The sequence below is a fragment of the Candidatus Methylomirabilota bacterium genome (genome assembly GCA_036002485.1).
Lineage (GTDB): Bacteria > Methylomirabilota > Methylomirabilia > Rokubacteriales > CSP1-6 > AR37.
In genome coordinates this window covers 15,508-32,164 of the sequence record DASYTI010000067.1, presented here as the reverse complement: position 1 = coordinate 32,164, position 16,657 = coordinate 15,508, and the positions used below count along the sequence as shown (strand labels likewise).

Genomic DNA, 16,657 nt, shown 5'->3' with positions numbered 1-16,657 from the left:
TCCGATTCCGCCTCGTGACTGCCGATGACCATGTCGATGGAGTCCGTGAACGGTCAGGCAGGAGCCGAGCCCAGGACAAGGGACCCCCGCCATCGGCACTTTGCCTCCGTGCTTCGAGCCATCGCGGGTGCGCTCGATCTGGAGGCCGTGCTGGCCGAGATCACCGCCGCCGTTACCGCCGTGAGGCCGGACGGCGTCTGCCTCGTGCGGCTCGTGGACCGAGAGGCTGGGGGATACCGGCTCGCCCGGGCCCCGGGCATCATGGCGGGCCGGCCCCGCATCATCCCGTTCGGTACTGGCCTCAGCGAGGTCGTGGCCAGGTCACGCCAGCCGCTTCTGATCCTGGACGTGCGAAGCGACCCGCGCTTCGTCGACGTCGCCTGGTACGCCGGACGTGACCTGACGGTCTTCTACGGCGTCCCGCTCCTCGACGGCGACGACGTGCTCGGCATCCTGAACGTCTCGCTCCCCACGGGTGCCCAGCCCACGGAGGAGGAGCGGGAAGATATCGATCTCTTCGCCGCCCAGGCTGCTCTCGCCATCAAGAACGCGCGGCTCTTCGGCGAGGCGGAGCGCCGCCGGCGCGAGGCCGAGGCGCTGGCCGCGGTCGCGCGGGGGTTGGCGGAAAGCCTCGATGAGGCCGAAGTCGGCGCGCGCATCGTCAATGGGGTGCTCGCGCTTCTCGGTGGCTCGTTTTCCCGTCTGCGGCGCCGTCTGCCGGACGGCTCGCTCAAGTCGGTGGCCTGGGGCGGCCGCCTCACTCCCGGGGGCAAAGAGGACACCTTTCCACCGGGAGCGGGCGTGGTGGGCCAGGCCACGATCCAGGGCAAGCCGGTCTGGGTGTCCGATGTCTTGAGTGATCCGTCCATCCGTCTCCCGGAGCAGCACCGCCGCGGGGTCGAGATCACGGGCGATCGCGCGCTCCTGGCCGTTCCGCTCCGGGTCAAGGGCGAGATCACGGGCTCCCTCATGATCGCCGACAAGCTCGGGCGCGTGTTCACCACGACCGATATCGCCATCCTCGAGGCCTTCGCCGACCAGGCCGCCCTGGCCCTCGAGAATGCCCGCCTCTACGGCGAGGCCGAGCAGCGGCGTCGGGAGGCCGAGGTGCTCGACGATGTCGCGCGGAGCCTCTCCGCGGCCCTCGATCTGGACACGACCCTCCAGCGCGTGGGGGAGGGCGCCCGGGAGCTCTGCCGCTCCGATCTGGTCCGGATCGCCCTTCGCGAGGACGGGGACGATCAGAGCGCGATGCGCTTCTGCTACTGGCCCGACGCCCGGTACGAGGGCTGGCGCGACCTGCGCGTCCTTCCCGGCATCGGAGCGGGAGGGATAGCCTTCGAGACCGGACGTCCGTTCCGTACGGAGGACTATCTTCACGATCCCCGCGTGTCCTCCACCTTCCACGAGGTGGCCCGGGCCGAGGCGGCGCTGGCCGCCATGGTGGTGCCCATCTGCATCGAAGGCCGCGTGGAGGGTCTCCTCTACGTCGACCAGCGGAGCACGCGCGTCTTCACCGACCACGACGAGTCCATCCTCAAGCGGCTGTCCGACCACGCGGCCATCGCCATCGCAAATGCCCGCGCCTTCGAGGGCGAGAAGCGGGCCCGGGCCGAGACGGAGACGGCCGCGCGGGCGCTTCACGATCGGGAGGCCCAGCTCCGTCAGGCCCAGAAGATGGAAGCCATCGGGCGGCTCGCAGGCGGGGTGGCGCACGACTTCAACAACCTGCTCACGGTCATCAGCGGACGCAGCACGCTCCTCTTGGAGCGCCTCCCGGCCGATAGCCCGTACCGTCGCGATGTCGATCTCATCCACAAGACGGCGGATCGCGCAGCTGGGCTGACGCGCCAGCTCCTTGCCTTCAGCCGGCGCCAGATGCTTCAACGCTCCGTGCTCGATCTTAACGTCGTGGTCACCGACACGGAGGTGATGCTGCGGCGGCTCATCGGCGAGGACGTGGAGCTCGTGACGGTGCTCGACCCCGTTCTCGCGCGCGTCAAGGCCGACCGGGGCCAGATCGAGCAGGTTCTGATCAACCTCGCCGTCAATGCCCGCGACGCCATGCCCAAGGGCGGACGCCTCACGCTCTCGACGGCGAAGGTGGAGCTGGGGGAGACCTTCATGCGGAAGAACCCGGGCTCGCATCCGGGATCATTTGTCCAGCTCAGCGTGCGGGACAATGGCCAGGGCATGGATGCCGCCGTGCAGGCACAGATCTTCGAGCCCTTCTTCACGACCAAGGAGCCCAGGAAGGGGACCGGGCTCGGTCTCAGCACGGTGTACGGCATCGTGAAGCAGCATGACGGCTACATCGCAGTGGCCAGCGAGCAGTGGCGCGGTACCGTGTTTGACATCTACCTGCCGTCCGTGGCGGCGGCGGTGGCAGAGCCCGAAGCTCCGCTGGTCATCGAGCGGGGGCCGGCGGGGCGCGAAACCATACTCCTCGTCGAGGACGAGGAGGCGGTCCGCGAGCTCGCGCGAGACGTGCTCCGGAGCGCGGGCTACCGGGTTTTCGAGGCGGCGGAGCCGGCCGAGGCCATGCGGCTGTGGAGCCTGCACACTGATGAGATCCAGCTCCTGGTTACGGACATGGTCATGCCACGCATGACGGGGCGCGAAATCGCCGAGACCCTGGCCCCTGTGCGCCCCGATCTATGCGTGGTCTACATGTCCGGCTATACGGACGATCCGGTCGTGCGTGAAGGGGAAGCCTCGGTCCCCGGCGTCTTCCTGAAAAAGCCCTTCTCGGTCGACGGGCTCCTTCAGGCGGCGCGCTCAGCTCTCGACGGCGCCATCAGCTAGCGCCGGCGACCGATAAAGGCCCATCTGCGGCGATGAGCGCTTGTGCGAAGAGACCCTACCGCTCAGCCAAGACCATCCACACCAGCCAACCATAAGACGGCACCTTCGGCTGCACGCTCAACGTACAGAGAGTACGCCTCGCGTGCGGATCAACTCAGCTCTCGTCTCGAGACGGCCAGGGGCCGCCGCTCAACTCGAACGGCCGGGCGCCGCCTCGCAGCTGGGCCTTTTTGAGCCGCCTGGTGCGTTCCTCGTCAGGTGCCTGAGACCTTGATGTCTAGCCAGCCGCGCGGCGTGACGATCGCGCGGTCGTCCTGGCGCAGGACCACCGTGGTCGTAGCCGACTCGAAGATCGCGGGCCCCTTGACCTCGAGCCCGGGCCGCGCGGCCTCGAAGTCGTAGACCGGTACTTCCGCCCAGCGCCCGAGGTACACGAGGCGACTCCGTGGCGGCGCGCTCGCGCCGGGCCCGAGTTCGACCGGACGATCGGCGGGCGGATTCCCAAGCGTGCCCACCACGGCGAGCCGGGCGTTGACCAGCACCACGTCCTGTCCGGGCGCGCTATACGTGTAGAGCTCCTCGTGGCGCTTGTGGAAGCGGTCGATGACCTGGTCCATCAGGTCCGGAGCATTCACGTCTACACCCTCCAGCGGGACGGTGATCTCGAAGGTCTGCTCGCCGTAGCGCATGTCCACGGCGCGGCGCACGTCCACGTGGCCCGGCACATCCTGCCCCAGCCGCGCCCGCCCGCGCGCCTCCATCTCGGCAAACAGCGCGCGAAGCCGCGCCCCGCCCACCTTGCGCGCTTCACCGACATGCGTCCGCACGAGCTCGTGGCGCAGATCGGTGGCGAGCATGCCCCAGGCCGAGAGCACGGCCGCGACCCGGGGAACCACCACTCGCGAGATCTCGAGCATGCGTGCGACCTCGGTGACATGGAGGCCCGCCGCGCCCCCGAAGGCCAGGAGGGCAAAACGTCGCGGGTCGGCGCCGCGCCGCACGGAGACGATGCGGATGCCTTCGGCCATGTTGGTGTTCACCACGCGCTGGATGCCTTCGGCCGCGGCCACGGGCAGGGTACCCAGTCGCGACGCGATGGCGGCAACGGCGGCCTCAGCTCGAGCGGTCTCAAGGCGCGTGCGCCCGCCGAGGAAATTGGCAGGGTCGAGGAAGCCCAGCACGACATTGGCGTCGGTGACCGTGGCCGCGGTCCCGCCGAGTCCATAGCAGGCGGGGCCCGGCACGGCCCCGGCGCTCTCGGGTCCGACGTGCAGGATGCCGCCTTCGTCCACCCGCGCGATGGAGCCGCCACCCGCGCCCAGGGTGTGGATGTCGATGGCGGGCAGGGCCACCTTGCTCGGTCCCACCGCCTTGTCGCCCGTGAGCTGCGGCTCGCCGCCCTGGAGGAGCGCGATGTCCGTCGAGGTGCCGCCCATGTCGAAGGTGATCAGCTCGCCGTGGGAGAGCACCCGCGCGGCATGGCGACCGCCGGCGATGCCGCCCGCCGGTCCCGAGAGCACCGCCCCGGCGGCCAGCCGTACGGAGTCGGCCACGCCCGCCACCCCACCGTGGGATTGCATGATGAGGATGTCCCGGGCATAGCCTGCCCCGCGGAGCCTCTGCTCGAGCCGGCCGAGATAGGCGCCGAGGATAGGGCCGACATAGGCATTGACCACGGTGGTGCCGAAGCGCTCGTACTCCTTGATCTGGGGCAGGACCTCGGACGACAGCGAGATGTAGACGCCGGGCATGAGTCGCTCGAGGGCGCGCCGCGTGGCTTGCTCGTGGCGGGCGTTGGCATAGGCGTGCAGGTAGCACACGGCAACCGAGGCGATGCCGGCCCGCTTGAGCTTCCCGACGCCGGCCTCGAGCGAGCGGCGATCGAGCGGCGTGGCGACCTTGCCATCGAAGCGAATCCGCTCCCTCACGCCCAGCCGGCGCGCGCGAGGCACGAGAGGGATGGGGGGCGGCATGCGCAGGTTGTAGCGGTCGTCCTTGAGCCCCTCGCGCATCTCGATGATGTCGCGGTGCCCCTCGGTGGTGAGCATGCCCACCGCGGCGCCCTTGCGCTCGAGGAGGGCATTGGTCGCCACCGTGGTGCCGTGGACGACGAGGTCGGTGGCCCCCAGCAGCCCGTGGAGATCGAGGCCGAGCTCGCGGGCAAGCAGCGTCAGTCCTTCCACGACACCGAGCGACTGGTCCTCGGGCGTCGAGGTGGCCTTGGCGATGGTGACTCGTCCGTCCGGGTCCACCGCCACCAGATCCGTGAAGGTTCCCCCCACGTCTATCCCGATGCGGTACATGGCTAGCGTCCCATCCGAGACTTCGCGTTGCGATTTCGAGCCCGTCGATCATTCGTCTGCGGGGGCCTCGACATGGCCCCCGCCGTCCGAGACTTCGCGTAGAGATTCTTGACCCGACTATCATTCGTCTGCGGGGGCCTAGATATGGCCCCCGCACTCCCCCTACGCGTCACGAAGCCGTTCTCGAGATCGGCCGCGCGCGCCTCAGGATCGCGCCGGACAGGCTTGCCCCATCCGCCGCCCCCCGCGGAGACGATGTCGAAGACGGCGCCCGGGGGAATCGGGACGCCCGCCTCCTTGGTCTTGAGCACGCGCCGCTTGCCGCCCGCAACCATCACGTAGCGGTGAGGAAGCCCGTCCTTGCCGCCGAGGAGGCCGTAGGAGGGATGGCGCACCCCGTCGCCCGCGGTATTGCCGCGCGCCGGCTCCGTCGTCTCCATGCGCAGCTCGAGGACCGACCCCACGCCGCCACGAAAGCGGCCGTCGCCCGCCGAATCCGGCCGGAACTCGTGGTTCTTGAAGAACAGAGGGAAGCGCGCCTCGGCCACTTCCACGCTGCCGAACTTGATCCCCCCGGCCGCCTGGCCCTCTCCCGCAGTCTCCCATCCGTCGCCCGCGGACGAGGCGCCGCCGCCCCCGCGCGCGTGGAAGAGATGCCAGATGAAGGGACGCCCGCTGCGCGGGTTCTTGCCGGAGATGGCGATGCGGAAGCGACGCGACCACCCCGCGAGGGCGCGCTCGGGACAGGCGCCCGCCAGCGCCTTGATCACCGCTTCGGCAACCTCCTGAGCGCAATGGTTGGTCGCGAGCGTCACCGGGGCCGGCGGATACGGCCACACGATGGTGCCCTGCTTCGCCTTGACCTCGACGGGCCGGAAGGTGCCCTCGTTCTTCGGGATGCGTGGATCGATGAGATACGCCAGGGCCATGTGCACCGCCGACATCGTGTTCGGGTAGGACGAGTTGACAAAGCCGATGACCTGAGGGTCGCACTCCGTCAGATCCACGATGAGACTGTCGCCCTTCTTGGTGACGGTGGCGCGGAGCTTGATGTCCTCGATGCCGTGGCCGTCGTCGTCGAGAATGGACAGGCCCCGGTACACGCCGTCCTTCCATTGCCGGATGCACGCGCGACTCTGCCGCTCGGCGGAGTCGAGCACTTCGCCCACGGCCAGGGTCGACATCTCGATGCCGTACTCGTCCACCAGCTTGAGAAGTCGCCGCTCGCCGACCCGCGCGGAGCCCATCATGGCTCGGAGATCGCCCAGAAAGTCGCGCGGGTGGCGGACATTGGTGGCCACCATGTTCATGACGTCGTCCCGCAGGGTGCCGGCGTCGTAGAGCTTGAGGGGAGGGATGCGGAGGCCCTCCTGCCAGATCTCCGTGGCGCCGGGATTGTAGGCGCCGTGGGTGGCGCCGCCGATGTCGCTCTGGTGGGCGCGGTTGATGGACCAGAAGGCCAGGCGCTCGCCCACGAAGACGGGCAGGAGCACGGTCAGGTCGGGCAGGTGATTGCCGCCGTGGTACGGATCATTGAGCAGGTACATGTCCCCGGGACGGATGCGCCCGGCGAAGTCGGTGGTGATGGCCGTGACCGCCCACGGGAGCGCGCCGACATGGATGGGCACATGCTCGGCCTGGGCGGCCAGTCGGCCCTGGCCGTCGAAGACGGCCGTCGAGAAGTCGCGGCTCGAGTTCAGGATCTGCGAATACGCCGTGCGCAGCATGGCTTCGCCCATCTCCTGGACGATGGATTCGAGGCGATGCTGGATGACGGAGACGGTGATTCGGTCGAGCGCCATAGTACCTCCCGGTGACGCAGGGGATCGAGAGCTTCTCCGCGACTGTACATCACCCCGGCTCCCGACGCAGCAACCGCTCGCTCCCCGGCCTTGCTCTCGAGCGAGCCGCTGGGTAGTCTCTCCTTGCCATGAGCTTCGACGCCCTGACTCCCGGCACGGCGCTGCCCGAGTTCCACGTGAGCGCGCCAGAGCCGACCGAGCCACGCGAGAACAAGATTCACGAGGACACCGTGGCCCGGCAGTACGGCTTCAAGGGCGGTCTCGTTCCCGGCGTCACCGTCTATGGCTGGCTCACGCATCCCGTGGTCGAGGCGCTGGGGGCGGAATGGCTCGAGGGCGGGAGTTTTCGGACGCGCTTCGCCAAGCCCATCTATTTCGACGAGCCGGCCGTCATCCGCGCGCGGGTCACGTCGCGGACGGGCGACCACGTGAGCATCGAGGCCGTGGCGCACAACGCGGTGGGTGAGATATGCGGCTCAGCCCAGATGAGCTTGTCGCGCGCGCCGCGCCCGCACCCCCCCGATGCCGAGACCTACGCGACGGCTGCGCTGCCTGTCGAGCGACCGCAGGTGTGCCGGGCGCACCTCGAAGGCCTCCGGGTCCTGGGTACGCCGGAGCTTCATCTCACGCCCGAGAGCGCCGCCATGTACCTCGCTCGCTTTGGCGAGACGCTGGCGCTCTATCGCGGGCCCGAGGCTCCGGCGCATCCGGGCACGTACCTGGATCTGGCCAACAAAGCGCTCAGTGGCAATGTGCGGGTGAGCCCCTGGATCCACGTCGAGAGCCAGGGGAGTCACTGGAGCGTGGCGCGCGTGGGCGAGCGGCTCGGCATGCGCGGGCGTGTCCAAAGGCTCTTCGAGAAGAAGGGCCATCAGTTCGTCGAGCTCGACCTGCTCCTGGTCAGTCACGGATCACGCCCCGTGGCCGCCATTCGACACGTCGCGATCTACCAGCTCCGCCCCGCCTGAGACTCAAAACCGCATGCCGGGCCTCGGCAGCTTTCCTGCCAATTTTGGGGCGGCTTTGCGGGGTGCCGTCAGCTTCCTGTGCGCCTAGGATCGTAAGATCAGGCAGATAGAGGGTGGAACGGCTCTTGCTCCTCTGAGAGGCATGAGCAGAGCACGGCCTTCGAACGCGACGCTGGAGGCACAGGATCATACGGGTCGATTTCGCGAGTGCGCCGGCTCGCATGGTCTCCGCCTCCATCGCATACACGTGCCCATGGGGGCCCGCGGCGGATGCCAGTGCACCGTGGTCTTCGATTGCTCGTGTGGCCAGCGATGGCTGCTGCGGGTTTCCCAGGGCGAGCTCGCGTCGGTGGATGGCCAGATTCTGGGCGAGCTCAAGCGGGGACGAGAAGGGCAGGCGACTTCGCCCCCTGGATTCCCTGGCTTGCTGAGCGCGGGCTGAGGGCGCTGCTCAGTCGAGCGCGGCGCGGAGGATCAAGGCTCGGGCGATGAGCTCGGGCTGGGGGGTGAGCCAGCCCTGGACCAGCCGCCGCCGGGCATCGACCACGCGGAGGAATCTCACGGGGAGGAGTCCGTCAGAATCTCGGTCTCCCGGGCCCCTGACCGGGTCCGGTGTCTCGTGCTTCTCGTCGGCCATGCCCGAGTTATCGGCCGCTCCAGTCTCCTTCCGGAGACTTCGAGGAACGTTTGACATTTCGGGGGGTTGCGTCATACTCTCCGGGCCGGTTGTCGCGATCTCCCCAGGGGGACCGCCCGGCATGCTACGCCCGTCGTCGATCCCAAAGGCTGCCCGATACGCATGGAAAGCGAAGTCGTAGAGAGCGCGGTCAAAGCGACCCGGCTGCTGGTTGTGGAAGACGACCCTGCCCTGTCAGACACGGTCGTCACCGGGCTCGAGCGCAAGGGGTATGTCGTCAGCGCCGCCCGGGACGGCGAGGCCGCCCTCCGGACCCTCGCCCGGGAGGAGTTCGATGTCGTCCTCATGGACCTGCGCATGCCCCGCAAGGACGGCATCCAGGTCCTGCAGGCCATGCGGGCCGAAGGCTATGACGCCGAAGTCATCATTGTCACCGGATACGCCGAGGTCGAGACGGCCATCGAGGCGCTCAAGCTCCGCGCCTTCGACTACGTCACCAAGCCTTTCCGGCTGAGCGAGCTCTACGAAGTCGTGGCCCGGGCCGCTGAGCACCGCCGGCTCCGTCACGAGAACCGGGCCCTCCGGCGCGTCGTCCTGCAGCATGAGCCCGAGCCGGCCATGCAGGGCCAGAGCCGGGCCATCGAGCGGCTGCGTGAGCTCCTGACCCGGGCGGGTCACTCCCGCTCCCACGTCCTCATCCAGGGCGAGAGCGGCAGCGGCAAGGAGCTGGCCGCTCGCTACGTTCACCGGACCAGCGATCGACGCGATCAGCCATTTCTCGCCATCAACTGCGCGGCGCTGCTCGACGAGCTGCTCGAGTCCGAGCTCTTCGGTCACGAGAAGGGCTCCTTCACGGGGGCGGCGGGCCAGCGGCAAGGCCTCCTCGAGCTCGCCCACGACGGGACGCTCTTCCTCGACGAGGTCGCGGAGATGAGCCAGGCCATGCAGGCCAAGCTCCTCCGCACCCTCGACAGCGGGGAGATCAGGCGCCTGGGCGGCAATCGCACCCTCCACGTGGACGTGCGGATCATCGCCGCCACCAACAAGCGGCTCGATCAGGCGGTGGCGGCCGGCGATTTCCGTCACGATCTCTATTTCCGCCTGGGGGTCGTGCTCATCGAGGTGCCGCCGCTCCGCGAGCGCGTCGAGGACATTCCGATGCTCATCCGCTATTTCGCCCAGCGGGTGGCGCAGCCGCGCGGGCGCGCGATCCGCTTCACCCCCGAGGCCATCAAGGTGCTCACCAGTCACCGTTGGCCCGGCAATGTCCGAGAGCTCCGCAACATGATCGAGCGTCTGGCCGTGATGGCGGCGGGAGAAGAGATCACGGCCGAAGAGGTGGCCTTCCATCTGCCGAATCCGCCTCCGGATGCGGAGGGAGGGCTGCCCCCCCTCGACGAGGTCGAGCGCCGACATATCCTGAAGGTGCTGAAGCACGTCGGCGGGAATCGGACGCAGGCGGCGAAGGTCCTGGGCGTGGACCCGAAGACGCTCTACAACAAGCTCAAGACCTATAGCCCGCCCGCGGGCTAGGTTAGCTCGGAGGGGGGCTCCGCCCCCCTTCCGAAGCCTCCCCCCAAAAGCAGATTGAGCCGGCGGAGCCGGCGCTCGAAATGGCACGTTCTTGCTCGCGAGGGCAGGGAGACTACTGGGATGGAGTCCTAGGCGAGCGCCAGCGTGCTGACCGTCTCGAGGCAGTCGCGACCCGAGCGGAGGGCCTGGACGGCGGCCGTGTGGAGCTGGGTGGCGCGCGACTCCGAGATGTCCATGATCATGGCGATCTCTCGGAAGTTGAGGTCCTCCACGTAGTAGAGCTGGAGCACAAGCTGCTGTCCTCGCGGAAGCCCGCTGACCAGCGCGGCAACGTCGTACGCGCGCTCCGAGTCGAGGACGTGGCCCAAGGCATCCCCCTCCGAGTGGTCGGCGAGGCGCCCGTGCGCGGCCGCGCCGCGATTGTCCTCGTCGCCTCCCTCGAGCCGCTCGAGCGAGAGGGGAGAGCCTGCGGCCTGGAAGGTCATCAGCTCGTGGTAACGATCCATGGACAGTCCCAGATGCTCGGCGGCCTCGGCATCCGAGATCTCATGGCCGCGGTCCTGCTCGAGCGCCGCGACGGCGCGCCCCGCCTCGCGGAGGCGCCGGCGCGTGGTGCGTCCCACCGGATCGATCTCGCGGACGAAGTCCACCATGGCTCCACGGATCCGCGTGAGCGCGTAGACGCTGAAGTCCGTTCCCTGCTCGGGATCGAAGCGGTCGACCGCCCCCAGAAAGCCCTCGAGGCCCGCGCCCACGAGGTCGTCAGGGTCGACCGAGGGCGGCAGTGCCCGCCCCAGCCGCCGGGCCATGTAGCGCACCAGGTGGATGTACCGTTCGACGATCACGTCTCTGGCCTCGCCCGAAGGGTTTGTCCTATAGGCGATCCAGGCGGCATCCACTTCCTCGCGGTTCACGGCCCTTCCCGCGGTTTCGAAAGGCCAGCGATAGGTCTGGCTCACGGCTTTCATTGGCGGCTCCTTGGCGGCGTTGGGTGTCTCATACCTCCACCTTAGAGCAAGCTGTATTCCAGGCAGTCCAACTTGTTGACGGGATTCGCTGTTTCCTCGCTGACAGCCCGGATTCCGGCAATCGTTGCCGAAATAGGGCGGGAAGAATTCCGGAAGTACCCGTCCGACAAGCCGAGACGCTGCCCGGGTTTCGAGCTGAGTGGCGATCAGGCGGGAGAGTGCCGAGCGGTCAGCCGGATGCGAAGAGTCTCGCGCGCCACCCCCAGGATCTTAGCGGCGCGGGTCTTGTTGCCGCCGCAGAGCCCGATCACGTGATCGATGTACGCGTCCTCTATCTCACGAAGCGGCCGCGGCTCACCGGTAGGAGCCCAGGCGGGCCCAGAAGAGCCACGCTCGGCCGCGAGGAAGTGGTCGGCGTGCAGGGCGCCGCCCGGCATGGCCTGGGCGGCCTGGGCCACGGCCTGCGCGAGCTCGCGGACATTTCCCAGCCACACATGGCCGATGAGCCGGTGTATCGCCCCGCGCGTGAAGCCTTCGAAGGGCCTGCCGAGCGTTGCCGCGCTCTGGGCCAGGAAGTGGCGCGCGAGAGGCTCGATATCGGCGGTCCGCTCACGCAGCGGAGAAATGCCCAGCGCCACCCGACCGAGCGAGTCGAGGAGGGGGGCGTCCCTGCGCATGCCCGTGGTGAGACCGATCACGAGCGGTGTTCTGCCGGAGGCCTCGGCCAGCGAGGCGATCCAGTTCGTCAGCCGCTCCTGCAGGCGCGCGTCGAGCTTCTCGACATCGTCGAGGATCAAGGTGCCGCCCTGAACGGCCGTGGCCAGCCCGCCTTCCGAGGTCGTGGCGACACCGAAGAGATCCACCGAGGGATTGGCCGAGTCGCCGCAGGCGTACACGAGACACGGATGGGCGCTCCGGCCCATGGCGGTGTGAAGCACACGCGCCAGGTGCGTCTTGCCGGCCCCGGGCTCACCGCTCACGAGCGCGCCCGCCGGACGGGTCCGGGCCAGCCGCTCGATGGTCTGCTTCATGCGGGTGGTCCAGGGGGAGCCTCCCACCAGGGCCTCGACGGCCGCGGTCCCTGACGTCCCGGCGGTGTCGGCGACCGCTGAGCGGCAGAGGCGCATGAAGACCTCGGGGTCTACCGGCTTGGGCAGATAGTCGAGGGCTCCACCCCGCATCGCGGCCACGATGCTGCGCGGATCCGTATGACCCGTGACCATGATGGCGCGGAGCTCTGGGCTGCCCGAGCGCAGGTCCGAGAGGAGGGTGACGCCGTCGGAGTCCGGGAGCACGAGATCGAGGACGGCCAAGTCCGGGGCATGGTCGGCGACGTGGCGCCGGGCCTCGGCCGCGCTCCCGACGGCATCGGCCTCGAAACCGGCATGCTGGAGCAGCTCGGTGAGCGTGCTCCGCACGCTCGGATCATCCTCGACGAGAAGGGCCCGGGGCTTGGCCATCGCGGTCAGTCGCCCTTGGCCATCGAGTCCAGGCTGGCGAGGGCCAGATCGAGCTCGTCGGAACGGAATGGCTTGCTGAGCAAGGGCCGCTCCGTGCCGCTCAGCATGGCCACGGTGTCGAGGCTCGCGTAGTCGCCCGTCATGAAGATGGTCTTGAGGGCCAGGGCCGGCCGTTCGCGCTGCAGCTCTCGCCAGAGCTCGGTGCCGCTCATCTCCGGCATGCGGAGATCCATGAGGACACCCTGGAAGTCGCGATCACGGATCAGCTCGAGGGCGGCCCGGGGGGAGGCGACATACTGGGTCTCATAACCCCTGGTCCGGAGAATGTCCGAGAGAAGCTCTCCCACTTCGCTCTCGTCGTCCACCACGAGCAGCGGGCGGCGGGAGGCGACGGCCGCGTGCTCCGCCAAGCCCGCATGCGCGGCGGGGGGAGGGGCCACGGGTCGGGGCAAGGTCAGAGTGACGATGGTGCCCGCGCCTTGCACCGATTGCACGGCGATGTCGCCGCCATGAGCCAGGGCAAGCTCGCGCGCGATCCCGAGGCCCAGGCCCAGGCGCTCGTCCTTGGTGGTGAAAAACGACTGAAAAGCGCGGTCGGCGACCTCGGGCGGCATACCAGGTCCGTTATCACGAACCGATACCCACACCGTGCCCTCATCCGCGTGCGTCGACACGGTGACGGCGCCTCCCTCCCGAGTGGCCTCGATGGCTTCATAGGCGTTGAGCACCAGGTTCAGGACGACGTGCTGAAGCTGCTGCTCCTCCCCGGAAATGTGTGGCAGCCCCCGCTCGAGCTCGGCGGTCACGGTGATATTGCTCCCGGCGAGCTGGTGCCGCTGGAGCTCGATCACGGCGTGGACCACTTCGTTGAGATCGAGGGGAGCGCGTCCGGGCTCTCCACCCAGGCCGAAGCCCGAGACAGTGCGCATGCTTCGGGCGGCACGCTGTCCCTGCTCTTCGATGATGGCGGCGTGACGCTGGGCGTCCTCGAGCGTCGACGAGGTCATCCGGATCATGGCGCTCCGGGCGACCAGGGTAGTCAGCGGATTGGAGACGTCATGCGCGACATCCGAGAGGAGCCGCCCCAGCGTCATCATGCGGTGGGCCGTGACAAGAGTCCGCTGCTGAGCGGCCAGCTTGGCGCGGAGCTCGCGGACCTCGGCCTCGAGGGACCGAGTGAAGACGGCCAGCTTGTCCCGCCCGGGCTCTCCCGCCCACTCTCCAGATGCGCCGACTTGATTCACGATGCCTCCCTGGTGCCGCGTTATCGTGTGTTCCTGTACCACCCTCGTCATCGGCGGTTCGAGGACACTTTCGGAGGGTGTAGGGAGCCCATGCCGCAGCCGGATGCTGAATCGGAACGGCAAGCTGGGCCATTGCTGAGACCGATCTTCAAGTGATGGAAGAGAATACGAGTTCTAACATATTGAAAACTAGAATGATATTTGCCAGCCCGGCTTCAGGTACCAGGTCGCCGGCGCCTTGCTGAGCTTCGGTCGAGAGCTCACCGGTGATCTTCGGGCCGCGGAGGCGCGGGAGTGGCTCTGCACGAATGGAGCAGGCAGCTTCGCCTCGGGCACGGTGGCGGGGACGCTGACCCGGCGATACCACGGCCTGCTCATGGCCGCCCTCGAGCCGCCGTTCGACCGCCGCCTGCTGGTCGCCAAGGTGGAGGAGATCGCCGAGTATCTCGGGGAGACTTTCGAGCTCGGCACCAACCGATGGGCCAGCGGCGTCGTCGCTCCAGTGGGGCACCGTTTCCTCGAAGCCTTCCGCCTCGAGGACATGACGCCAATCTGGACCTTCGCCTGCGCTGACGCCCTCATCGAGAAGCGTGTGTGGATGGAGCAGGGGCAGGCGACGACGTATGTCCGGTATCAGGTCCTGCGCGCCAGCGGTGCCGTCGCACTCACGCTCAAGTGCCTCGTCGATTGCCGCGACTTCCACGCGACCACGCAAGGTCAAAGCGCGGGCATGTCCGTGGAGGTCGTCCCCGATGGGCTCGCGGTGACGGCCTTCGCCGGCGCTCCCCCTCTCCGCCTTCTGTCCGCGGGCGCGCGGGCGGAGATCGCCCAGGAATGGTATCGCGGCTACTTTCTGGCCCGCGAAGACGAGCGCGGGCTCGATCATCTGGACGACCACTTTCATGCCGGCACCTTTCGGGCCAGGCTCGAATCCGGCCGCTCTCTCACCATCGCGTGCTCGGCCGAGCCCGCCCCGAGCGCGGATGGCGAGGCAGCATGGGACCGTCGTCAGGGCACCGTGCAGAGTCTCCGCAGGTGCTGGGATCAGGCGAGGCCGGGACCGGCTCCGATCCCCGCGTGGGTGGGACAGCTCGTCCTGGCCGCCGATCAGTTCATCGTTGGCCGGCCGCTGCCCGAGCTGCCCGCGGGGCGGTCGATCATCGCAGGCTATCCATGGTTCGAGGAATGGGGGCGCGACGCGATGATCGCCGTCACCGGCCTCGCCGTGGCCACGGGCCGTCCCGAGATCGCCCGCCGGATACTGACCACGGCGTCGCGCTTCGTGGATCGCGGGATGCTCCCGAATCGCGTCCCGGATGCCACGCGCTCGCCCGAGTACAACACGGCCGATGCCGCCCTGTGGTTCATCGAGGCCGTTCGCGCGTATCACACCGCCACCGGTGACGACCCGTTTCTCGCCCGGCTCTTCCCCGTCGTCGAGGACATCGTGGGCTGGTACCGGCGGGGGACCCGCTTCGGCATAGGCGAGGACCCCGCCGACGGGCTCTTGCGCGCCGGTGTAGCGGGCGCGCAGGTGACGTGGATGGACGCGAAGATCGGCGACTTCGTGGTGACGCCGCGGATAGGCAAGCCCGTCGAGATCAACGCCCTCTGGCACAGTGCGCTGTGGGCAGGCGCGGGCTTTGCGCGGCGTCTCGGGAAACCGCACGCGGAGTGGGAGGAGCGAGGGGCCCGCGCGGGGGCATCCTTCGCGCGCTTCTGGAACGAGTCAGCCGCCTGCTGCTATGACGTGATCGACGGACCCGCCGGCCCCGACCCTGCCGTGCGGCCCAACCAGATCTTCGCCGTCTCGATGGCGGTCTCTCCGCTGCCCCCGAGCCGGCAGCGCGCCATCGTCGAGATCTGCGCCCGCCGGCTGCTGACCTCGTTCGGTCTCCGCAGCCTGGACCCGGCGAATCCCGCCTACCGCGGGCGGTACACGGGCGGACCTCGGGAGCGTGACTCGGCCTATCACCAGGGCACGGTATGGGGCTGGCTCCTCGGACCCTTCGCGCTGGCGCATCTGAAGGTCCACGGCGACGCCGGGGCGGCCGCGAGCTTTCTCGAGCCCATGGGCCACGCGCTCGCCGCCTATGGCCTCGGAACGCTCGGCGAGGTCTTTGACGGTGAACCGCCTTTCCGGCCAGGCGGCTGTCCGGCGCAGGCGTGGACGGTGGCTGAGACGCTGCGGGCCTGGGTGGAGATCGACGCCGTGGCCAGGCGGCAAAGAGGCTGACGATGGGCGTCCCTGCGCGGCCGCGTGTGACCGTCGTCATCATGGCCAAGGCGCCCGAGGCGGGTCGGGTGAAGACGCGCCTCTGCCCTCCGCTGTCGCCGGGCGAGGCGGCCGAGCTCTCGCGCTGCTTTCTCCTGGATACCATCGAGCGCGTGCGCGAAGTGCCCGAGGCCGCCACCGTCATCGCTCACGATCCGCCCGAGTCGGGCCCCGTGTTCGCGGCGCTCGCGCCGGAATTCTTCCTCCGGCCTCAACGCGGAGCCGATCTGGGCGCGCGCATGGCGGAATGCGCGGGCGCCGTCTTGGCCGCCGGCGCGGAAGGAGTTGTCCTCATCGGTACCGACGCACCACATATCCCGGCGGAACGCCTCCGCCTGGCCGTAAAGCTCCTGGGCGAGGGCGCCCACGATGTGGTGCTCGGACCCAGCGACGACGGCGGCTATTGTCTGATCGGCCTCCGGAGGCTCCACGTGGAGCTATTCGAGTCCATGGCGTGGAGCACGGCGGGCGTCTTCGACGAGACCCTGGCACGGTGCCGGAGCCTCCAGCTGCGGGTCGCCCTGCTGCCTACCTGGTACGACGTGGACACGCCCGAGGCTCTGGCCCGGCTCGAGACCGACCTGGCCGCGAGCGGGGGAAAGCCGGCGCCGCGGACGTGGCGATTCTTGGCCGCCCGTCCCCGCTGATCCATTCAGCTCTCG

10 protein-coding genes are annotated in these 16,657 nt (G+C 68.9%); 5 read left to right on the top strand and 5 right to left on the bottom strand.

Annotation, left to right across the window (positions count from 1 at the left end; all coding sequences use genetic code 11):
• Positions 1 to 108 precede the first annotated feature (108 nt).
• Positions 109 to 2,805 (top strand): GAF domain-containing protein, encoded by a 2,697-nt coding sequence (locus tag VGT00_07260; GenBank protein ID HEV8531195.1) that lies wholly within the window; start codon positions 109 to 111, stop codon positions 2,803 to 2,805.
• A gap of 254 nt (positions 2,806 to 3,059) precedes the next feature.
• Here the strand turns inward: VGT00_07260 and VGT00_07255 are convergent, their stop codons facing one another.
• Together VGT00_07255 and VGT00_07250 are read right to left on the bottom strand one after the other, a co-directional pair.
• Positions 3,060 to 5,108, bottom strand: coding sequence for a hydantoinase/oxoprolinase family protein (locus tag VGT00_07255; GenBank protein ID HEV8531194.1), 2,049 nt, complete (start codon positions 5,106 to 5,108; stop codon positions 3,060 to 3,062).
• Between the two features lie 2 nt (positions 5,109 to 5,110).
• A complete protein-coding gene (locus tag VGT00_07250; protein HEV8531193.1) occupies positions 5,111 to 6,910 on the bottom strand; it encodes a hydantoinase B/oxoprolinase family protein in 1,800 nt (599 codons plus the stop codon).
• A 128-nt stretch (positions 6,911 to 7,038) separates the two neighbouring features.
• Between VGT00_07250 and VGT00_07245 the strand changes: the two genes are divergently transcribed.
• A complete protein-coding gene (locus tag VGT00_07245; protein ID HEV8531192.1) occupies positions 7,039 to 7,878 on the top strand; it encodes a hotdog fold domain-containing protein in 840 nt (279 codons plus the stop codon).
• A gap of 799 nt (positions 7,879 to 8,677) precedes the next feature.
• Positions 8,678 to 10,048, top strand: a complete 1,371-nt coding sequence (locus VGT00_07240; GenBank protein ID HEV8531191.1) for a sigma-54 dependent transcriptional regulator — start codon at positions 8,678 to 8,680, stop codon at positions 10,046 to 10,048.
• A 128-nt stretch (positions 10,049 to 10,176) separates the two neighbouring features.
• Here the strand turns inward: VGT00_07240 and VGT00_07235 are convergent, their stop codons facing one another.
• The 3 genes from VGT00_07235 to VGT00_07225 all read right to left on the bottom strand — a co-directional run bounded on the left by VGT00_07235 (position 10,177) and on the right by VGT00_07225 (position 13,720).
• Positions 10,177 to 11,016: a sigma-70 family RNA polymerase sigma factor gene (locus tag VGT00_07235; protein ID HEV8531190.1), complete on the bottom strand. Its 840-nt coding sequence runs from the start codon at positions 11,014 to 11,016 to the stop codon at positions 10,177 to 10,179.
• 206 nt (positions 11,017 to 11,222) lie between these two features.
• Positions 11,223 to 12,476, bottom strand: coding sequence for a response regulator (locus VGT00_07230; protein HEV8531189.1), 1,254 nt, complete (start codon positions 12,474 to 12,476; stop codon positions 11,223 to 11,225).
• 5 nt (positions 12,477 to 12,481) lie between these two features.
• Positions 12,482 to 13,720, bottom strand: coding sequence for an ATP-binding protein (locus tag VGT00_07225; GenBank protein HEV8531188.1), 1,239 nt, complete (start codon positions 13,718 to 13,720; stop codon positions 12,482 to 12,484).
• A 238-nt stretch (positions 13,721 to 13,958) separates the two neighbouring features.
• Between VGT00_07225 and VGT00_07220 the strand changes: the two genes are divergently transcribed.
• Positions 13,959 to 15,956 (top strand): amylo-alpha-1,6-glucosidase, encoded by a 1,998-nt coding sequence (locus tag VGT00_07220; GenBank protein HEV8531187.1) that lies wholly within the window; start codon positions 13,959 to 13,961, stop codon positions 15,954 to 15,956.
• A 2-nt stretch (positions 15,957 to 15,958) separates the two neighbouring features.
• Positions 15,959 to 16,642 (top strand): TIGR04282 family arsenosugar biosynthesis glycosyltransferase, encoded by a 684-nt coding sequence (locus VGT00_07215; protein ID HEV8531186.1) that lies wholly within the window; start codon positions 15,959 to 15,961, stop codon positions 16,640 to 16,642.
• Positions 16,643 to 16,657 lie beyond the last annotated feature (15 nt).